The sequence below is a fragment of the Micromonospora sp. LZ37 genome (assembly GCF_059359015.1).
The window spans coordinates 1-17,921 of the sequence record NZ_JCADBL010000016.1 but is presented as its reverse complement, the minus strand read 5'-3'; the positions used below and the strand labels follow the sequence as shown (position 1 = coordinate 17,921).

Genomic DNA, 17,921 nt, shown 5'->3' with positions numbered 1-17,921 from the left:
GGGCGTGCGGGATCGCTGCGGGCGGGGTGGCCGGGGTCGCAGAATCGGGCTTGACCCTCACGCAACGGCAGGCGGGAGCCTTGGTCGCGGAAGGGAGGGAACCATGGCGTACACGGTGGGACAGGTGGCGAAGGCGGGCCGGGTGACGGTCCGGACGCTGCACCACTACGACGAGATCGGGTTGCTCTCGCCGAGTGGCCGCACCGCGGCGGGCTACCGCCGCTACGACGACGCGGACCTGGAGCGGTTGCAGTTGATCCGCTACTACCGGGAGCTGGGGTTCCCGCTGGATGAGATCGCGGCGATCCTCGACGACCCGGCCGCCGACCCGGCGGCGCACCTGCGCCGGCAGCGCGAGCTGCTGACCGGGCGGATCGGGAAGTTGCAGGAGATGGTCGCGGCGATCGAGCTCGCGATGGAGGCGAGAAGGATGGGTGTTCAACTGACCCCGGAGGAGCGGTTCGAGGTCTTCGGCGACTTCGACCCGGACGCGCACGCCGAGGAGGCCGAGCAGCGTTGGGGTGACACCGACGCGTACCGGGAGTCGAACCGGCGGGCGGCCAGCTACTCGAAGGAGGACTGGCTGCGGATGAAGGCGGAGAACGAGGACTGGGGGCGCCGTCTCACCGCGGTGCTGGCCTCCGGTGCGCCGGCCGACTCGCCGGAGGCGATGGCGCTGGCCGAGGAGCACCGGCAGATCATCGTCCGCTGGTTCTACGACTGCTCGTACGAGATGCACACCGGGCTGGCCGACATGTACCTGGCCGACCCGCGGTTCACCGAGCACTACGAGCAGATGGCGCCGGGGCTGGCGGCGTACCTGAGCGAGGCGATCCACGCCAACGCGATCAGCCGCGCCTGACCCGGTTGTCGGCATCGGGTGGTATGCCTGACAGGCGCGTCCGTCCTGTCAGGCATCCCCCGGGAGGTCACCAGTGCTCATCGTCGCCGGCAGTCTCTACGTCGACCCGGCCGGGCGGGACGCCTACCTGGCCTCCTGTGTGGAGGTCATCCGGCAGGCCCGGTCCGCGCCGGGCTGCGTCGACTTCGCGATCGGCCCGGACCTGGTCGAGCCGGGCCGGATCAACGTCTACGAGCGCTGGGAGTCCGAACCCCAGCTGCTCGACTTCCGTGGCGCCGGCCCGGCCGACGAGCAGGCTGCGGCCATCCGCGGCGCCGAGGTGCACCGGTACCTGATCTCCGACGTGCAGGCGCCCTGACCGGTGCCCGCCGCGCCGGGACACCCGCGGGTGGTCCGACTAGGCTGGCCGGACCGTACTGTCATCAGCGTCGATCGGCTCGGCCGGCGGGCGCACCCCACGCCGGGAGAAGTCCGTGAAGCATCCGAAGCTGACCGTGACCGGCGTGTTCCTCGCCGCCGTCCTCGCCGCCACCGGCGGCTGCACGGCGAAGGGCGGCGCCGAGCCCACGCCGAGCCCGACCGGTCCGGCCGCCGACGCCGACCCGGCCACCGTCCTGGCCGACGCGGCGGCGAAGCTCGACCAGCAGAGCTACCGGCTGAAACTCGGCTCCGGCAGCGCCGGGGACGGCACCACCCTGGTCTGGGACCCGAAGGGCCGCAAGGGCCTGGAAACCACCGTGCTGGCGGTGCCGAACGGCACGGTGACCATCGAACGGCTGACCACCGGCCCGGAGGTCTACGTGAAGGTCACCGCCCCGGACCGTCGGGTGCCGGCCTGGGACGGGCGCACCTGGTGGCACGTCGGCGCGGCGGCGACGGCCGGGCGCAACGGCCTGGACACCACCCGGGTGGCGAGCACGCTGCGCGCGTCGGCCGACGTCCGACGCTCCGGCGAGCGCGCGTACGCCGGCACCCTCGACCTGCGTGACAGCGCCGCCGTCCTGGGTGCGGGCGTCGGTGGGGTGCTCGGCGCCGGCGCGGGCGCCGTGCCGTTCACCGCCCGCGTGGACGAGCAGGGTCGGCTGGTGCACTACCGGATCGAGCTGCCCGACGAGCAGGGTCGGGCCTCGGCGCTCGACCTGGCGTACGCCGACTTCGGCCTGCCGGTGCCGGCGGAGCAGCCGCCGGCGGAGCTGATTGGCGAGGACCCGCCGGCCAACATCCCCGGCGCCTGACCCGTCGGGCCCGGCGTGCGGGCTACAGGATCAGGTCCAGCGCCAGCACGCCGAGGAAGCCGACCACCGAGATGATCGTTTCCATCACCGACCAGCTCTTGATGGTCTGCCCGACGGTCAGCCCGAAGTACTCCTTGACCAGCCAGAAGCCGGCGTCGTTGACGTGCGAGAAGAAGAGCGACCCGCAGCCGATGGCCAGCGCCAGCAGCGCCACCTCCGGCCCCTGGAGGGTCGCCGCGAGCGGCGCGACGATGCCCGCCGCGGTGATGGTGGCGACGGTCGCCGAGCCGGTCGCCACCCGGATGCCGACGGCCACCAACCAGCCCAGCAGCAGCGGCGAGAGGTTCGCGCCCTCGGCGGCGTCCGCCACCAGGTTCCCCACGCCGGCGTCGACCAGCACCTGCTTGAAGCCGCCACCGGCCGCGACGATCAGCAGGATGCCGGCGATGGGCGGCAGCGACCCGCCGAGGAAACCGGAGACCTGGGTACGACCGAACCCGGTCCGGTAGCCGAGGAAGATCATCGCGAAGATGACCCCGGCCAGCAGGGCGACGATCGGGGTGCCGACGATGTCCAGGGCCTTGCGTCCCCCGGTGCCCTCGGCCAGGAACAGCTCGCCGATCGCCCGCAGCAGCATCAGCACCACCGGCAGCAGGACGGTGACGACCGCGGCCCACAGGGCGGGGGCGCGGCGCGCCCGCACCGCCTCGGTGGCGGCCTCGTCGATCGGCGCGCCGGGGCGGCCGGTGCCCGGGTTGGCCAGGTCGTCGGCGTTGACCAGGTCGCCGTCGGCGTCGGCCGGGCCGCGTCCGGTGCCCGCCGGCCCCCGCCCGCCGGCGACCGAGATCGGCCGGCGGGTCGGCAGCAGCGCCTCCGGCACGGTGGCGGGCACGTAGCGGGCGATGAGGTTGCCGAAGACCGGACCGGCGACGATCACCGTCGGGATGGCGACCAGCAGGCCCAGCGCGAGGGTCTGGCCGAGGTCGGCGCCGAGGGCGTCGATCGCGACCAGCGGGCCGGGGTGCGGCGGCACGAGACCGTGCAGCACCGACAGGCCGGCCAGCGCCGGGATGCCGATCTTCATCAGCGGTACGTCCACCCGCAGCGAGACCAGCAGCACGATCGGCACCAGCAGCACCACGCCGACCTCGAAGAAGAGCGGCAGGCCGATCAGCGAGGCCACTCCCGCCATCGCCCAGGGCAGGGCCCGGCCGGAGACCCGGCCGACCACCCGTTCGACGATGCTGTCCGCGCCCCCGCTCTCGGCGAGCAGGCCGCCGATCATGGCGCCGAGCGCGATCAGCAGGCCGACCCCGCCCACGGTGGAGCCCACCCCGCCGCTGAACGACGTGACGATCTTTTCGGGGGCCACGCCGGCGACCACGCCGAGCACGGCCGCGCCGAGGATCAGCGACAGGAACGGGTGGACCTTTCCCCAGGCGATGAGGAGCACCACCGCGGCGATGCCCAGCAGCGCCGCGACGATCAGTTGGGCGTCACCGGCGTCGGTGAGCGGTTCGGCCGGTGCGGCGAGCAGAGTGACCACGGCTATCACGACCTTCGGTAGGCGTACGTGACGGGGGGCGGGCGATCACATGGGGGAGGCGCGGGGGGTCGGCTCCGGCGGCAGGCCGGGGGCCAGCCGCCGCAGCGAGATGAACGTGGGGACCAGGGCGTCGTACAGCTCGGAGAAGAGCGGGAGCAGGGCGGCGTAGGTGGCGGCGGCGGCCGGGTCGGGGTGGATCGTCTCGTCGATCTCCACCAGGTCGGCGGCGACCTCGATGGAGGAGATCAGGCCGAGCGCCTGCATGCCGAGCAGCGCCGCCCCGAAGCTGGAACCCTCGTGCCCGGCGGGGAAGCGCACCGGCATGCCGAGCGCGTCGGCGAGCATCTGCCGCCACAGCCGACTGCGGGCGAAGCCGCCGCTGGCCCGGATCTCGCGCACCTCGTTGCCGGCCGCCCGGACCGACGCCAGCACCAGGGCGAGCTGCTGGCACACCCCCTCCAGCGCCGCCCGGACCAGGTGCTCACGCCGGTGGCCGTGGGTCAACCCGACGTACGCCCCGCGGGGCAGCGCGCTCCAGTGCGGCGCCCGCTCGCTGAGCAGGTACGGCAGCATGATCAGCCCGCCGGAGCCGACCGGGGCGCGTTCGGCCAGGGCGAGCAGCTCCTCCTCGGGGTGCTCACCCAGCTCCGGGGCGAGCGCGTCGCCCGCCCACTGGAGCACGATGCCGCCGTTGTTGATCGCCCCGCCGACCACCCAACGGTCCTCGGTCAGGGCGTAGCAGAACACCCCGCCGAGCGGGTCGACGGCGGGGCGTTCCACGGCCACCCGCATCGCGCCGGAGGTGCCGATCGAGCAGGCCACCACGCCGGGCTTCACCGCGCCGAGACCCAGGTTGGCCAGCGGCCCGTCGCCCGCGCCGACCACCACCGGGATGTCGGCGGGCAGCCCGGTCGCCGCGGCGGCCGCCGGAGTCAGGCCGGGCAGCACGGTGGTGGTGGTGACCAGTCGGGGCAGCTGCTCCGCGGTGATCCCGGCGATGCCCAGCGCCTCGGCGTCCCAGGCCAGCCGCTGGATGTCCATCAGCCCGGTGGCGGAGGCCACCGAGTGGTCGGTGACCAGCGCGCCGGTCAGCCGCAGCAGCACCCAGTCCTTGATGCCGACCCATTGCGCGACCCGCGCGAAGAGCATCGGCTCCTGCTCGGCGTACCAGACCAGCTTCGGCAGCGGCGCCATCGGATGCACCGGGGTGCCGGTGCGCCGGTGCAGGGCCAGCCCCGACGGCATGGCGCGCAGCCGCTCCGCCTGCGCGCTGGACCGGGAGTCGGCCCAGGTCAACGACGGGGTCAGCGGCACGCCGTCGGGGTCCAGGCCGATCAGGCTGTGCATCGCGGTGCTGAACGACAGCCCGGCCACCGGGCCGGGCAGCTCGCCGGCCACGGTACGCAGGCACTCGACGACCGCGTCGAAGATCAGCTGCGGGTCCTGCTCGGCCCAGCCCGGGTGCGGATCCTCCAGCGGATAGCCGACCGAGTGGTGGGCGAGCCGGTCACCTCCGGTGTCGTACGCGACGACCTTGGTGCTGGTGGTGCCGATGTCGACGCCGAGCACGACGGGCTCGTCCACCGGTGCACCTCCTCGGTCCGCGCCGAGCCGCCTCGTCGCTCTCGGCTGCGGCTGACGTTACCCAGGGTTCCCGTACCCCGCACGGCGCACGGGGCGATCCCTCGCCGCCACCGGCGCCGAAGGTGAATCGACGCAGCGATATAGGACTATCGTCCGAATCAGTCCGCCGATCGGGTGGTTCGCCCGGTTCGGCGTGTCCGCCGGACTCGCCGCCGCCGTTGAACGGGTGACACCCCGGTTGGTGGCTCGCGCGACGGAGGAGTCGGCGTGGCAGAAACTGATTCGACGGGTTCCACCTGGCGCTACACCTGGGCACGCAAGCAGAACGAGCGGCGACAGCGGACGTACCGCGACGCCGAGCGGGCCTGGCGACGACGAGACGACGAACTGCGGCGGCTACGTGCCCTCGCCGTCGACCTGCACGGGTCGGTGGCCGCGGGCGACGGACTGCCGCTGGAGCTCACCCCCGGCGAGCTGGTCCTCTGGACCCTGCCCGCCGCGCAACTGGTCGAGGTCCGGCACACCGCGGTGCTGCCCGCCCCGGACCTGACCGTCGAGGCCGACGGGGCGCCGCTGCACCACCGTCTCCCCGACGGGGTCAAGGCCACCGACGCCGGCATCGCCATGGTCACCAACCGCCGCCTCGTGCTGCTCGGCGGGCGCGGCCGGCGCGACTGGGCGTACGGGAAGATGACCGGCCTGTCCCACGACCCGGCGGCGCCGGTGACGCTGATCCAGGTCCTGGACCGGCGGCAGGCCTCCGGGCTGCTGCTGCCGGCCACCGCCGCCGCCGAGTTCCGCTTCATCCTCACCCTGGCCTTCGCCGACGCCATCGAGCAGCGCGCCACGGTCGTCGCGCAGCTCGACGAGCTGATCGCCGAACACGCCCAGACCCGGCCGTTCCGGCCGGCGATCGCCACCCCCGCCCAGGCCCGGTTCGTCACCCGGCTGCCCGGCGGACGGCGCACCGTCGCCGTCGCCGCCGCGCTGGCCCTGGTCGTGCCGGCGGTGCTCCTCGAATCCGACCCACCGGTCACCACCGCCGCGGAGGTCGCGTCCGCGGCCACCCCCGCCGCCGCGCCGGTGCAGCTCGTCGCGCCCCGCCCGAAACCCGCGCCGTCGGCGTCGCCGGCGCCCCGGCAGGCGTCGGCCGCGTCGCCGGCACCGCGACGACCGACGTCCCAGCCCGCCCCGGACCGCGACCGGCTCTGCGGCGCGCCGGCCAACCCCCTGGGGTACGACTACTGCGCCGAGGGCCGACGGGTCCGCCAGCCCGACCACCGGATCTGCGACTTCTTCGACTGCGCGCAGGACTTCTGGGCCGGCCGCGGCTACCTGGTGCAGTGCCGCGACGGGCAGGTCAGCCTGACCGGCGGACGCCCGGCCGCGTGCGCCGGCCACCGGGGCGTGCGCCGCATCGTGCACACCGCACCGGGTCGGTGACTCAGGCGGCGAAGTCGGGCAGCGTGAGCGTGCCGTCGTCGGCGAGCGGGAAGCCCGGGTTGAAGGCGATCTCCCAGACGTGCCCGTCCGGGTCGGTGAAGCAGCCGGCGTACCCGCCGTAGAAGGTCTCCGCCGCCGGCCGGGTGACCCGCGCGCCCGCCCCCGCCGCGAGGGCCATGATCTGGTCGACCTCGGCGGGGGACCGGACGTTCTGCGCCAGGGTCGTCCCGCCGGGATCGGTGTCCGGCACGCCGGCGTCGGCGGCCATTTTGTCCCGGCCCCACAGCACCAGGGCCAGGCCGCCGGCCTGGAAGAAGACGGTCTCCTCGACCTCCTGCCCGCGCCAGCCGAGCGCCTCGTAGAAGGCGCGGGCGCGGGGGAGGTCGGCGACCCCGAGGGTGACCAGGCTGATCCGCTGCTCCATGCCCGGACCGTACCGCCGGGGTGGGTCACGTCGCCTGCCCCTACCCGGGTCGGTCCGCTCAGCGGCCTCGGCGGACGCCGCGGGCCAGCGGGAGCAGGCCGACGGCGACGAGCACCGCGCCCACCGGCAGCAGGTCCAGGTCGACGGCGAGGGCGACGAAGCCGACCAGGACCAGCACCGGCGCCCAGGCCGGCAGCAGCCGTACCGTGACCGCTCGCACCAGCAGCGTGAGCAGGCCGAGCTGGAACAGCACCGGCCCGACGGCGAACACCGGTTCCGGCACGGTGTCGGCCACCGCCTCGAACAGGTCGCCGACAATCACCCATCCGAACGCGGCGGCTCCCAGCAGCGTCGCCGCGGTCGCCACCTCGACGGCGACCCGCCCCCCGCCGGACTGCCGGACTGCCGTCGACAGGAACACCCGGCGCAATGCGACCGCCAGCACGGCGAAGCCGACGATGCCGAGCAGGAACAGGGTGTGCCCGATGTCCCAGGCCGGGCCGTTGTGGCGGTCGCCGTCGAAGCCGTCGATCCACCGGCAGATGCCGTAGGCGAGCAGGAGGAGGGGGGCGGCGAGCGCGGCGGCCCGCACGGTCGGGGTCGCGGTCGCGGTCGTGCGGGTATCGGTGGCGGTCATTCGCTCAGGCTGGCAGGGTCCGGGCCCTCATTCATCGGGGTCTCCCCGTAGCCGTCCCCGGACGTCGCCCCCACCACCACCGGGGTCGCCGCCGGGCCGCGTGTCGGGGTGCGGCGGCCGTCGGGTTGCGGAGCTGCTCCACCATGTACGGCGTGTTCGGGCTGAAGCGCAAGCGGCGCAAGAAGAAGCGGGACCACTGCGACAACTGCACCTTCGACTGCGACTTCTGCGACGGGCCGGACTGCTGCGACTTCGGGCTCTTCTCCTTCCTGCTCACCCTCGGCGCGACCACCGCCCGGGTCAGCCGGGCACCGGTCGTCGACCGGGCCGGCCGGGCGGCGATCCTCGGCTACCGTCGCTGGCTGTCGCACCGCTGGCCCGGCCAGTGCCGCTACACCCCCACGTGCAGCGCGTACGGCCTCACCGCCGTGGAGCGGTACGGGCTGGCGGTCGGTGGGCGGATGGCGGCGGACCGGCTGCGCCGCTGCAAGCCGTGGGTGCCCCGGGGCACCCACGACCCGGTGCGATAACCGGTCGCCGCGCACCGGCCCCGGCGCTACCGTGCCGGGCGTGCCCCGCACCGTGACCCTGGTCCTCGTCGACCCCGCCGGCCGGCTGCTCGGCGCCCTGCCCCCGTACGAGGTGCCGACCCCCTGGTGGCCGGAGGCCGCGGAGGTCGTGGCGGGTGCGCCCTTCGAGGTGACGGTGCTGCGGCTGCTCACCAGCGAGCTGCCCCGGCAACCCGGGGGCGCGGTCACCTACCTGGCGGAGGCGGCCGGGCCGGTCCGCGTACCCCTGGTGCCGGTGGCGGCGGACCTTGCGCCGCATCCGCTGCGCGCGCCCTGGGCGCAGCCGGGCGGACCGGCGGCGAGCCTGGCCTGGGCCACGGCGCAGCTCGACCGGCTCGACCGGCCGACGACCCGGGTGACGCAGCAGCGCACCTGGAACCTGTCGGCGATCTGGCGGCTCGACGGGCCGGGCGGCCCGACCTGGCTCAAGCAGGTACCGGCGTTCTTCCGGCACGAGGCGGCGGTGCTGCGCCGACTCGCCGCGATCCTGCCCGGACGGACGCCGACGCTGCTCGCCGACGACGGGGACGGGCGGATGCTGCTGGCGCACGTGCCGGGGGAGGACCGCTACGGCGCCGACCCGGCCGAGCGGCAGGCCATCGCCGCCGACCACCACACCCTCCAGGTACGCGCCGCACCCGCTGTCGCCGAGCTGGTGGCGGCGGGGGTGCCGGACCGGCGCGGCGCTGCTCTCGCCGCATGGATCCGTTCCGCGCTCGCTTCCCACGCCGCCGGCGCTGTGCTCGACGGGCTGGAGGCGCTGCTGGCGGAGGTGGCGCGGTGCGGGCTGCCGGACACCCTCGTGCACGGGGACCTGCACCCCGGCAACGTCCGGGGCGACGGGGAACGGCGGGTGATCATCGACTGGGGAGACTCGTTCGTCGGGCACCCCGCCTTCGACATCCTGAAACTGACCCTCGGCCTGGACTCCACCTCCGCTTCCGCACTGGTGAAGGCGTGGTCCGCGCGGTGGCGGGCCAGTGCGCCGGGGTGCGAGCCGGAGCGGGCCGCTGAGCTGCTGCGACCGGTCGCGTGGTTGCGGCTGGCGGCGGTGTACGCGACGTTCCTGGCGGGAATCGAGCCGAGCGAGCGGGTCTACCACGCCGCGGACGTGCCGGAGTGCCTGGAGCGGGCGGCAGCCGAGCTCTCCCGCACCTGACACGGCACGGCGACCCACGACGGGGAGATGGACCCGCGCATCGTGCTCTTCCGACAGTACGACGGCCGGCCTGTGCACCCACCGCCCCGGAGTAGCTCGCTTTTATCGAGGCGACGTGACACGCAGGGCGAGGAATATCGGGCCTGACTTGGCAGAGTTATAGCATCGATGCTATGGCCTGGGGTAGCGTCGAGCTTGAACCAGAAGTCCGAGACTGGCTGGAGGGGCTGCCGAGCACCGATTTCGCCCGAGCGGCGTTCTACATCGATCTTCTTGCCGATCGAGGTGTGCTCCTCGCTGAGCCGTACACGAAGCAACTTGACGGCAAGTTGCGGGAGTTGCGCTTCTATCTGGAGCGTGAGGCGGTCCGCGTGACGTACTGGATAGCCTCCGACCGAAGGATCATCATGCTGACCGTGTTCCGCAAGACGCGAATGCGGGAGGACCGAGAGGTCGAGCGTGCTCGCCGGGCGCTCGACCGGTGCGTGGCGGAGCGGCACATCGTGCACGAGGAGGCAGAGCGATGAGTGACCGCGTCGACTGGAACGACCTGCGCGACCGCCGGATGGCCGAACCGGGTGCGGCGGAGTCCTACGAGGCGACCCGCATCGCCTTCGAACTCGGCCAGGAGGTGCGCCACCTGCGGGAGCACATCGGCTGGAGCCAGAGTGAGCTGGCGCGAGCTGCCGGCATGACGCAGTCCGCCGTGGCGCGGTTCGAGGCCGGTGGCACGGTGCCGACCCTGCCGGTCCTGGAACGCCTTGCCCGAGCCCTCAACATGAGGCTCGACGTCCGCTTCACCCCCGACGCAGACGCGGCCTGAGCCCTGCCCCCACTCACCGCCAGCCGTCGCCACGTCCCCGGACGGGTGCACCCACATCAACAGAGCCCGGTGCCGAGGCGAAGGGCCGCGATGAGGTCCTCCCCGGCGAGCGGGATCTCGGGCAGGTCAGGACGGGCGATGGGCGGCAGCACCCGCGGGGCGCGCTCGCACCGAGACCGCCGACGGCATGCCGGCGAGCTGGCTGCCCCGGTATGACAACCGGCCCGGCGGCATCGGCCCGCTGGTCACTCAGGGGCGTGGCAGACCGCCTCTACGTTGTTGCCGTCCGGGTCGCGGACGAACGCGCCGTAGTAGGTCGGGTGGTACTCCGGCCAGAGCCGGGGCGCGTGCAACACCTCCGCGCCGGCCTCCACCGCGGCATCGTGGAAGGCGTGCACGGCGGCCCGGTCCGGCGCGGCGAAGGCGATGTGCGACTCGCGGGCGTTGCCGGGGGACGTCGTGGGGCTGAGCCAGAAGTCCGGCCGGTCGACGCCGTAGCCGATCACGTCGCCGAACTGCATCAGCCGGCGCGCGCCCAACGGCGTCAGGACCCGGTCGTAGAAGGTGCTGCTGCTGGGGATGTCGCGGGCTTGGATGCCCAGGTGGTCGAGCATGGGAGCGGCCTCCTTCGATTGCGGTCAGCGCAAGGCTATTGATGGGCGGTGACATTTTCCGCGACGCGCTTCGAGTTCGACCCGGTGCGTCACCGGCGTCCGGGGGAGGTGGCGACGCTCTGCACCAGCGTCGGCTCCGGGCTGGCGCGTCGGCGCCAGCCCGGAGGAGCGTTCGCGTCAGCGCAGGGCCAGCACGGCGAGGTAGCCGAGATGGTCCGACGCCCACCGGCCGTCGGGGGTCTGCCGCTCGGCCCCGAAGACGAGGCTCGAGACCGGCACGACCGCCCCCCGGAACAGGACCATGTCGATGCGGTGTTCGACGTCGTCGGCGGGTTGGTTGAGGTCATCGCCCAGACCCGCGGTGTAGCCGGGCTCGTCCGGATGCAGGATCTCCCACGTGTCGCGCATCCCACCGGCCACCAGCGCCGCGTAGGCGAGCCGGTTTGCGGCGACGGGAAGGTCGGGGCCCGTGTTGAGGTCACCGGCGAGGACGACGTCACCCGGCGCCGTGGCCAGCGGGCCGGCGAGCAGCTCATGCGCCTGCAGCACCCGGATACCGGGGTGGAACGCCTCCAGGTGGGTGTTCACGAACCGGAACGGGCGTCGCCCGTGCACGACGTCCACCGCGGTCCAACCACGGGTGCTGGTCACGGCCCCGTTGGTTGCCGCGAGCGAGAACGTGAGGTTGTTGACGAAGTTGCCGGACGAGGAGTCGGTCACCTTCACCCGGCCGCCGTGGCGCACCAGGATGACGTCGCGCATCGTGAGCCGTACGTCCAGGAAGTGCGGGGCGCCCGCCGGCGCCTCCAGGTCGGCCTCGTCCTGGACCACTGCGACGTCGTACGGGTGGCCGGAGCGGCTCAGCTCGCCCATGAGCAGCGCCAGGTAGTCGTACCGGACCTCGGTGGCCGGTGCGGGGTCACCGATGGCGCCCGTGCGCCACAGGGCTACCTCCTGCAGTCCGACCAGGTCCGGCTTGTTCTCGGTGATCTCCCGAGCGAGCAGTTTCGCCCGGGCGGGAAAGTCGACCAGGTCGACGTGGCTCATCAGCGCGGAGTTCGCGGCCAGGAACGCCCCCACTGTCGGCGCGCCGATGGACGGCGTCAGATCGCCACCCAGATAGAGGTTCCGGGTCATCACGGTGACTTTGGACTGTCCCTGGGCCTGAACGGGCGCGCCAACGACGCCGAGGCTGACCAGTGCGATGGCGGCCGCGAGAGCCACTCGCGCCGCTCGCCGACGGGGAATGGCAGGTGTCGGAAACATCCTCTTCGATCCTCTCTCCCGGCGGCTCTGCCGGTGTCGGACGTGAGATCGATCCGGTGATGCGGGTGGGACCCGCGGGGCGGCGTCGCGACCTGTCGGCGGGGCGCGGCCCGAGGCGGTGCGTGCACCGTATCGCCGCGCGGGCGTCACGGACAGCCGCAGCTGCCGGCGGTTCGGTCCCACCCGCCAACCGGTACGGCTACTCGCCGATGACCACGGCCAGCGAGAGCCTCTGGCGGCGGCGCAGGACAACGCGGTACGGGTCGCCGTCCGCAGCGTCCGACCCCGGTGGACCTCTGCGGCGCACCGGAGAACCCGTACGGCTGCAACTACTGCGGCGGCTCCTACATCGACGACCCGGCCCCGGACGTCTGCGACTGGTTCGACTGCCTGGCCACCCTCCGGAACGGCAAGGGCTACCTGGTGCAGTGCGAGGACAGCCTGGTCAGCATGACCGGCGTACCGGGCGGGCCGTGCGTCGACCACGGCGGCACCCGACGCCCGGGCCATGTCTGACCGGGGGCGGTGGCCCGGTCGGCTCACGGCGGCGGGAACCTCGACGGGGCGGCGGCCGTCGAAGGAGTCCGGAGGTGAGCGGGGATGGGCGGACGACACTGGCTGGTGCGGGTGACCGCGGTGGCGGTCCTGGGTGGGTGCGGCACGACCGGCAGCGGCCCGGGCGGGGATGACCTGGACCGGTTGCGCCTGCAGGCGCGCGACGCCCTGACCCGATATGACGAGGCGGTCCTCGCCGCCGGTGGGGCACAGGGCTTCGTGCCGGTCGGGGAGCTGACCGGCCAGCTCGGCGACTGGGAACCGGCGAACGGCGACAACAACAAGCAGGCGCTGCTGGCCGGCCGGGTCGTCCCCGCCACAGCGCTGCCCGCCTCCGGGCCACCGACGGGGAAGGTGGCCTGGGAGAACGGCAGTACGCAATCCGTTCCCCTGGCGTCGGCCGAGGAGACACTCGTCCAGCTGAGAGCGGCGGGGGCCGGGGACTGCTCCGGGTGCGTACCCCTGGAGGTCACCGCCGCGCGCCTGACCACGGTGCGGATCCCCACCACGCGCGGCCCGGCGACGGCCCCGGCCTGGGAATACACCTTGAAAGGCACGGCGGTGCGGCTGACCCGGATCGCGGTCGCCCGCGCGGGTGCCGTCGTGGTGACGCCGCCGCCCTGGGATGACGACCACCCGCATGGCGGGCTGAGGATCGAGTCGGCGACCGGGAGCACCACCAGCCAGCGGCTGACCGTCGCCTTCACCGGCTCCCCCGGCCCGGGAAGCCAGCCGTGCGGCGCCGACTACCGTGCGGAGGCCGCCGAGTCGACCAACGCCGTCGTTGTGATCGTCATCGAGCATCCCCACGCTGGCGGCGAGGCGTGCGGGGCTGTCGGAGCACCCCGCACCGCGATCGTCGAGCTGGCACGACCGCTGGGGGAGCGGGCGGTCCTCGAGGTGCAGCAGGGCCTGCCGGTCGCCGTCACGCTCACCAGTTGACCCGCTCCGCGCCCCGCACGCCGATGTGCTGGTGTGCGCCGGACATTCCCCGGGATCTGCGTCTCCGCAGCAGGTCATCCCGCTGGGCGACTCCGGTAGTGGTTCGCCTCGCCGCGTGCGTAGCGGTCGACGGTGAAGTGGGTGAAGTCGCCGGTCTGCTCGCAGCCGGTCAGCCACTCCAGCGCGTCGGCGGCGTCGTCGGAACCCTCGGCTGCCAGGTATGCCTTCGTCTCAGCGAGGCCGGCACCGCAGAGGAGTTGGACGTCGATGGTGCAGTGGGCGTCGAAACTGGACCCCTTGGCCTCCCAGATCAGCAGGACGTCGCGGAGGTCGCCGGCGTGGAAGAGCTGGGAGCAGCAGAGGCGCATCAGCTCCCGGTCGCCTTCGTCGTCGTACTCCCGCTCGATCTGCTCGGCCAGGAGGGCGCGGATGGCGTCGAGGTCGGCGGGGGCGGGGTGGAGGCCGTAGCGGCGGAGAGATTCGTCGCGGTTCATGCTGTCGCCTCCGTTGCGGACCTTCCGCACGCGGCAGCCCCGCCCGGCGCGGTGGTCGGCGGACCCACCGCGATCATCGCGGACATCAACTCGACGGACAACCGCGACCCGTCGGTGATCCTGCCGGTGCCGGCCGGCCTGATCGCGCTCATCCTCGCGCCGCTGCTGCGCAGCCTGGTCGCGCCGATGTGGAGCACCTGCCACCGTCTGGGCCGGGACCGCCAACACCAGCGGGACCGGTCAGCGGGTGATCCGCCGGGGCCGGCCGGGCGGGCCGCCCGGCTTCGGCCGGTAGGCGTGTAGCCCGATGGCGACGGCGAGCATGCAGGCCGCACGGGTGTCGAACGCATCCGAGACGTCCTGGTCGCAGAACGTCAGGCCGGTGCCCCCGTGATGGAGGGCGAAGGCGGCCAGTTGCAGGCGGCCTGCGGCCACCCCCGCCTCGAACTGGGCGACCCGGTACCCGCGCTCGCCGTACCCGTCGAGCACCTGGTCGAGATCGGCGCAGGCGAAGTCGGTGTACGCCGAGTCGCCGCCGAGCGGCTGGTCGAGGCAGAGCCCCTGGCTCAACGTTCGTACCTCGGGCTCCGGCGCCGGCCGGCGCAGCTGCGGCGGGCCGTCGACACGCTGGTACAGGCCCGGTGCCGTGCCGTGCACCGCGTGAACCGCGACCTCGTGGGAGAGCAGGGTGGTCCCGCTCGGGATCGCGTCGGCGGGGACCGCTCGGGTCGCCGCAGCCATCGCCCACTGCAGCAGCTCGGCGGGGGCGAGTTGGCGGCGCATGCGCCGGGCGGAGCCGCGGCGAAGGATGACCGACTCGATCGGCTCGCTGCCGGCCCCAATCGGTGCGTCGACGGTGTCGGTGGCGCGGGGCAGGCCCGCGACGGCGGCCGCCCGCCACGCCGTCACGTCGTCGCCCGTGGTGAGTTCACCGGCCTGCTGCACCCGGATGACCAGCGGAAAGTCGACCGGCGCGGAGGAGAGCGGCGTCGGCGGGAACCGCGGCGGAGATAGCGCGACCGGTTCGGCGGCGGCGGTCGCGGTGGGCCGCCCGCAGGTGATCACCGCCACCGGGAACTCCGTCACGCCGTCGACGCCGAGCAGGCGAGACACGGCGGCGTCGACGAAGCCCAGCCGTACCCGCACGGGTAGCCCGTGGCCTTCGGCGACGGCGAGCAGATTCGCCAGCATCGTCCCGGCGTCCCAGTAGACGTGCCGCCAGCCCCGTTCGGCGTACTTCCACGCGGTGCGCCACGGGAGGCCGGTGACGACGAGGGCGAGCGGGCTGGCCGCGACGTCCGGGTCGGCGGTGGCGTCGGCCAGCGCCCGGCGGTGGTCCCCGGCGGCGAGTGCCTCCAGGCCGAACACCTCCGGCGCGAAGTGGTACAGCCCGGCATCGAGCCCGGCCACCTCGCCGGCCACCACGTACATCTCGAGGGGGTGGAGGTTGCCGGCGGAGGGGGCGGCCCGGAACCAGAGGTCGTCCCCGGCGGTTCGGGTGACGCCGGCCGAGTGGAACAGCAGCCGGGCGAGGAGTTCGCCGTCGATGGCCGGGTCGGTCGGCGGTACCCGTCCGGACAGGGTCGCCGCGGCCGGCGCCCCGGTCGGCGGCAGGTCGCGGGGGAGGGGGTGCACCGGCGCCCCGAGGTGGCGTTTGAAGGGCTCAGGACGGTTGCTCGGGTCCATCGGGACGAACCCCGGGACCCCCGGCGGCCTGTCGCCGCGACACTGGTTCGTCTGGTGGTGGTAGAGCCGGGTCACCTCGCCGGTGTGCATCAGCCGCCCATACCCGCCGGCGCCCGGCGTAGGCCCTGCCGTTCCCACCGTCGCCCTCGACAGTCTGATCGGTCAGGAGTGAGCGGACCCCGGCGAGGCGGCCGGCCGGCTTGTTCACCGCCGTCAGGTGTACCGGCGACCGGAAGGGGTATCCGCGCCCAACTGCTGTTCGCGGTGTGCTGGCTCGGGCGTCCGCGCGGCCCGTCGACCGTGCTCAGTGCCGATGGAGGAACCGTGACCGGGCTGCGTACCGACCTGTACGAGCTGCGGATGGCGGCCAGCTACCTGCGCCGGAACATGGTGGAGCGCGCGACGTTCAGCCTGTTCGTCCGCCGCCTACCGCCGCAGCGTGGCTTCCTGGTGGCCGCCGGGCTGGCCGAGGCGCTGGCGTTCCTGGAGGGCTTCGCGTTCGACGAGGGCGAACTCGGCTATCTGCGCGACACCGTCGGGCTCGACGAGGCGACGCTGGCGGCGTTGGCGGGGCTGCGGTTCACCGGTGACGTCTGGGCCGTACCGGAGGGCCGCGTGGTGTTCGCCGACGAACCGCTGCTGGAGGTCACCGCGCCGATCGCCGAGGCGCAGCTGGTGGAGACCGGCGTGCTGAACCTGATCACCTTTCACACCACGGTGGCCAGCAAGGCCGCCCGATGCCGCCTCGCCGCCGGCGACGCGCAGTTGGTCGACTTCGCGTTCCGTCGCACGCACGGTATCGAGGCCGGCGCGGTCGTGGCCCGGGCGTCCGCGATCGCCGGCTTCACCGCGACCAGCGACGTCGAGGCCGCTCGACGCTACGGACTGCCGCCGTCCGGGACGATGGCCCACTCGTACGTCGAGGCGTTCCCCGACGAGCGCGCCGCGTTCCGCGCGTTCGCGACCGACTTCCCCACGAACCCGGTGTTCCTCGTCGACACCTACGACACGCCCGCCGGAGTACGCGCCGCCGTCGAGGTCATCGCGCAGCTGGGACTGACCGGCCCAGTGGGCGTGCGGCTCGACTCCGGAGATCTCGCCGCGCTGGCCGTGCAGACCCGCGCGATCCTCGACGGCGCCGGGCTCACCCAGGCCCAGATCGTGGCCAGCGGCAGCCTCGACGAGGACGCCATCGCGGCGCTCGTCGCCGCGGGCGCACCGATCGACGCGTACGGCGTCGGCACCCGGATGGGCGTCTCCTTCGACGCGCCGTCCCTGGACAGCGCCTACAAGCTGGTGGCCGTCGGCGACCGGCCGGTGCTCAAGCTGTCGCCCGGCAAGGCCACCCTGCCCGGTCCCAAGCAGGTCTTTCGTGATCCCACCAGTGCCGGCGCCGACGTGGTGGGGCTGCGCGACGAACCCCCACCGGGCGGCCACGAGCCGCTGCTCGTGCCGGTCATGCGCGGCGGCCGTCGCCTGGACGCCGCCGACCCGGCCGGTGAGGTACGCGCCGCGCGGGGCCGGTTCGACGCGGACCTAGCCTGGCTACCGGAGCCGGCGCGCCGGCTGGCGGACCCGGCGCCGCTCACCGCCACCGTCAGCCCGGCCCTCGCCGCGCTGCATGAGCGGGTGGCCGCGCAGGTGGCGCGGGGCGCGACCTACTGACAGCCGCGCTGGCCGGACTCGTCGGGCCGGTGGCCAACGCAGCAGTTGGACACGGCACCGGCGCCTGTTCATTTTTGAATTTTAGGGCGCGGCGAAGGTGTGGCTGCGGAGGGTGGCGCGCGCCGGGCGGGGGTGACTCGCCCCAGATCAGGTCGACGACCCGGGCCGCCGGTACGGCCGAGCCGGCACTGAGGAGCAGGATCGCCAGCAGCTCGATGAGCTTTGGGCCGAGCCGTACGGGTTGGTCGCTCACGGGATTCATGACTGTGCGTGGTTCCGTCTGTCGACTTCGGAATGCGGTCAGCACTGCGCGGCTGGTTCTCCCGGGTGACGTCCTAGGTGTTCTGTCCATGGACGTTGGTGACGCGTCCGGGATGTTGAAAGGGTGAGGACCTCCCGAGTAGGTGTGGAGCTACC

20 protein-coding genes are annotated in these 17,921 nt (G+C 73.6%); 12 read left to right on the top strand and 8 right to left on the bottom strand.

Features of this window, described 5'->3' with window-relative positions; genetic code table 11:
- Positions 1 to 103 precede the first annotated feature (103 nt).
- From AC5L3Z_RS26750 to AC5L3Z_RS26740, 3 genes are all read left to right on the top strand, one after another.
- The gene (locus tag AC5L3Z_RS26750; protein ID WP_494845901.1) at positions 104 to 862 is read left to right on the top strand and encodes a MerR family transcriptional regulator; all 759 of its coding nucleotides are present in this window, start codon (positions 104 to 106) and stop codon (positions 860 to 862) included.
- Between the two features lie 73 nt (positions 863 to 935).
- Entirely contained in the window at positions 936 to 1,220 is a 285-nt protein-coding gene (locus AC5L3Z_RS26745) for a putative quinol monooxygenase (protein WP_494845899.1), read from the top strand.
- Between the two features lie 115 nt (positions 1,221 to 1,335).
- Positions 1,336 to 2,097, top strand: a complete 762-nt coding sequence (locus tag AC5L3Z_RS26740) for a hypothetical protein (protein ID WP_494845898.1) — start codon at positions 1,336 to 1,338, stop codon at positions 2,095 to 2,097.
- Positions 2,098 to 2,119: 22 nt separating this feature from the next.
- On the opposite strand, the gene AC5L3Z_RS26735 is transcribed toward AC5L3Z_RS26740, so the two are convergent.
- Together AC5L3Z_RS26735 and AC5L3Z_RS26730 are read right to left on the bottom strand one after the other, a co-directional pair.
- Positions 2,120 to 3,643, bottom strand: a complete 1,524-nt coding sequence (locus AC5L3Z_RS26735) for a GntP family permease (protein WP_494845896.1) — start codon at positions 3,641 to 3,643, stop codon at positions 2,120 to 2,122.
- A 45-nt stretch (positions 3,644 to 3,688) separates the two neighbouring features.
- The gene (locus tag AC5L3Z_RS26730) at positions 3,689 to 5,227 is read right to left on the bottom strand and encodes a gluconokinase (RefSeq protein ID WP_494845894.1); all 1,539 of its coding nucleotides are present in this window, start codon (positions 5,225 to 5,227) and stop codon (positions 3,689 to 3,691) included.
- 267 nt (positions 5,228 to 5,494) lie between these two features.
- Between AC5L3Z_RS26730 and AC5L3Z_RS26725 the strand changes: the two genes are divergently transcribed.
- Positions 5,495 to 6,670 carry a hypothetical protein gene (locus AC5L3Z_RS26725; protein WP_494845893.1) on the top strand — a complete coding sequence of 392 codons (1,176 nt, stop codon included), beginning with the start codon at positions 5,495 to 5,497 and terminating at the stop codon, positions 6,668 to 6,670.
- Position 6,671: 1 nt separating this feature from the next.
- Here the strand turns inward: AC5L3Z_RS26725 and AC5L3Z_RS26720 are convergent, their stop codons facing one another.
- Together AC5L3Z_RS26720 and AC5L3Z_RS26715 are read right to left on the bottom strand one after the other, a co-directional pair.
- Complete coding sequence (locus AC5L3Z_RS26720) at positions 6,672 to 7,094, bottom strand: VOC family protein (protein WP_494845891.1); 423 nt, start codon at positions 7,092 to 7,094, stop codon at positions 6,672 to 6,674.
- A 58-nt stretch (positions 7,095 to 7,152) separates the two neighbouring features.
- Positions 7,153 to 7,731 (bottom strand): hypothetical protein, encoded by a 579-nt coding sequence (locus AC5L3Z_RS26715; RefSeq protein ID WP_494845890.1) that lies wholly within the window; start codon positions 7,729 to 7,731, stop codon positions 7,153 to 7,155.
- A 143-nt stretch (positions 7,732 to 7,874) separates the two neighbouring features.
- On the opposite strand from AC5L3Z_RS26715, the gene yidD reads away from it, so the two are divergent.
- The 4 genes from yidD (at position 7,875) to AC5L3Z_RS26695 (ending at position 10,282) form a co-directional block, all read left to right on the top strand.
- Positions 7,875 to 8,261, top strand: a complete 387-nt coding sequence (gene yidD, locus AC5L3Z_RS26710) for a membrane protein insertion efficiency factor YidD (RefSeq protein ID WP_494845889.1) — start codon at positions 7,875 to 7,877, stop codon at positions 8,259 to 8,261.
- 40 nt (positions 8,262 to 8,301) lie between these two features.
- A complete protein-coding gene (locus tag AC5L3Z_RS26705; RefSeq protein WP_494845887.1) occupies positions 8,302 to 9,459 on the top strand; it encodes a phosphotransferase family protein in 1,158 nt (385 codons plus the stop codon).
- A 173-nt stretch (positions 9,460 to 9,632) separates the two neighbouring features.
- On the top strand, positions 9,633 to 9,986 hold the full coding sequence (locus AC5L3Z_RS26700) for a type II toxin-antitoxin system RelE/ParE family toxin (RefSeq protein WP_494845886.1): 354 nt from the start codon (positions 9,633 to 9,635) through the stop codon (positions 9,984 to 9,986).
- A complete protein-coding gene (locus AC5L3Z_RS26695) occupies positions 9,983 to 10,282 on the top strand; it encodes a helix-turn-helix domain-containing protein (protein ID WP_334519514.1) in 300 nt (99 codons plus the stop codon). The genes AC5L3Z_RS26700 and AC5L3Z_RS26695 overlap by 4 nt, the downstream gene beginning before the upstream one ends.
- A gap of 245 nt (positions 10,283 to 10,527) precedes the next feature.
- On the opposite strand, the gene AC5L3Z_RS26690 is transcribed toward AC5L3Z_RS26695, so the two are convergent.
- A complete protein-coding gene (locus tag AC5L3Z_RS26690; protein WP_494845885.1) occupies positions 10,528 to 10,896 on the bottom strand; it encodes a VOC family protein in 369 nt (122 codons plus the stop codon).
- A 177-nt stretch (positions 10,897 to 11,073) separates the two neighbouring features.
- Positions 11,074 to 12,033 (bottom strand): endonuclease/exonuclease/phosphatase family protein, encoded by a 960-nt coding sequence (locus AC5L3Z_RS26685; RefSeq protein ID WP_494845883.1) that lies wholly within the window; start codon positions 12,031 to 12,033, stop codon positions 11,074 to 11,076.
- Between the two features lie 417 nt (positions 12,034 to 12,450).
- Here AC5L3Z_RS26685 and AC5L3Z_RS26680 point away from each other — a divergent pair, with 417 nt between their 5' ends.
- Both AC5L3Z_RS26680 and AC5L3Z_RS26675 read left to right on the top strand, forming a co-directional pair.
- A complete protein-coding gene (locus AC5L3Z_RS26680; protein WP_494845882.1) occupies positions 12,451 to 12,678 on the top strand; it encodes a hypothetical protein in 228 nt (75 codons plus the stop codon).
- 84 nt (positions 12,679 to 12,762) lie between these two features.
- On the top strand, positions 12,763 to 13,659 hold the full coding sequence (locus tag AC5L3Z_RS26675) for a hypothetical protein (protein ID WP_494845881.1): 897 nt from the start codon (positions 12,763 to 12,765) through the stop codon (positions 13,657 to 13,659).
- 74 nt (positions 13,660 to 13,733) lie between these two features.
- Here AC5L3Z_RS26675 and AC5L3Z_RS26670 read toward each other — a convergent pair whose 3' ends face one another.
- Complete coding sequence (locus AC5L3Z_RS26670; RefSeq protein ID WP_494845880.1) at positions 13,734 to 14,153, bottom strand: hypothetical protein; 420 nt, start codon at positions 14,151 to 14,153, stop codon at positions 13,734 to 13,736.
- On the opposite strand from AC5L3Z_RS26670, the gene AC5L3Z_RS26665 reads away from it, so the two are divergent.
- Positions 14,115 to 14,456: an MMPL family transporter gene (locus AC5L3Z_RS26665; protein WP_494845878.1), complete on the top strand. Its 342-nt coding sequence runs from the start codon at positions 14,115 to 14,117 to the stop codon at positions 14,454 to 14,456. The two genes, AC5L3Z_RS26670 and AC5L3Z_RS26665, sit on opposite strands and share 39 nt — an antisense overlap.
- On the opposite strand, the gene AC5L3Z_RS26660 is transcribed toward AC5L3Z_RS26665, so the two are convergent.
- Complete coding sequence (locus tag AC5L3Z_RS26660; RefSeq protein WP_494845877.1) at positions 14,394 to 15,839, bottom strand: SagB family peptide dehydrogenase; 1,446 nt, start codon at positions 15,837 to 15,839, stop codon at positions 14,394 to 14,396. The genes AC5L3Z_RS26665 and AC5L3Z_RS26660 overlap by 63 nt on opposite strands.
- A 324-nt stretch (positions 15,840 to 16,163) precedes the next feature.
- On the opposite strand from AC5L3Z_RS26660, the gene AC5L3Z_RS26655 reads away from it, so the two are divergent.
- Positions 16,164 to 17,504, top strand: coding sequence for a nicotinate phosphoribosyltransferase (locus tag AC5L3Z_RS26655; protein ID WP_494845876.1), 1,341 nt, complete (start codon positions 16,164 to 16,166; stop codon positions 17,502 to 17,504).
- Positions 17,505 to 17,921 lie beyond the last annotated feature (417 nt).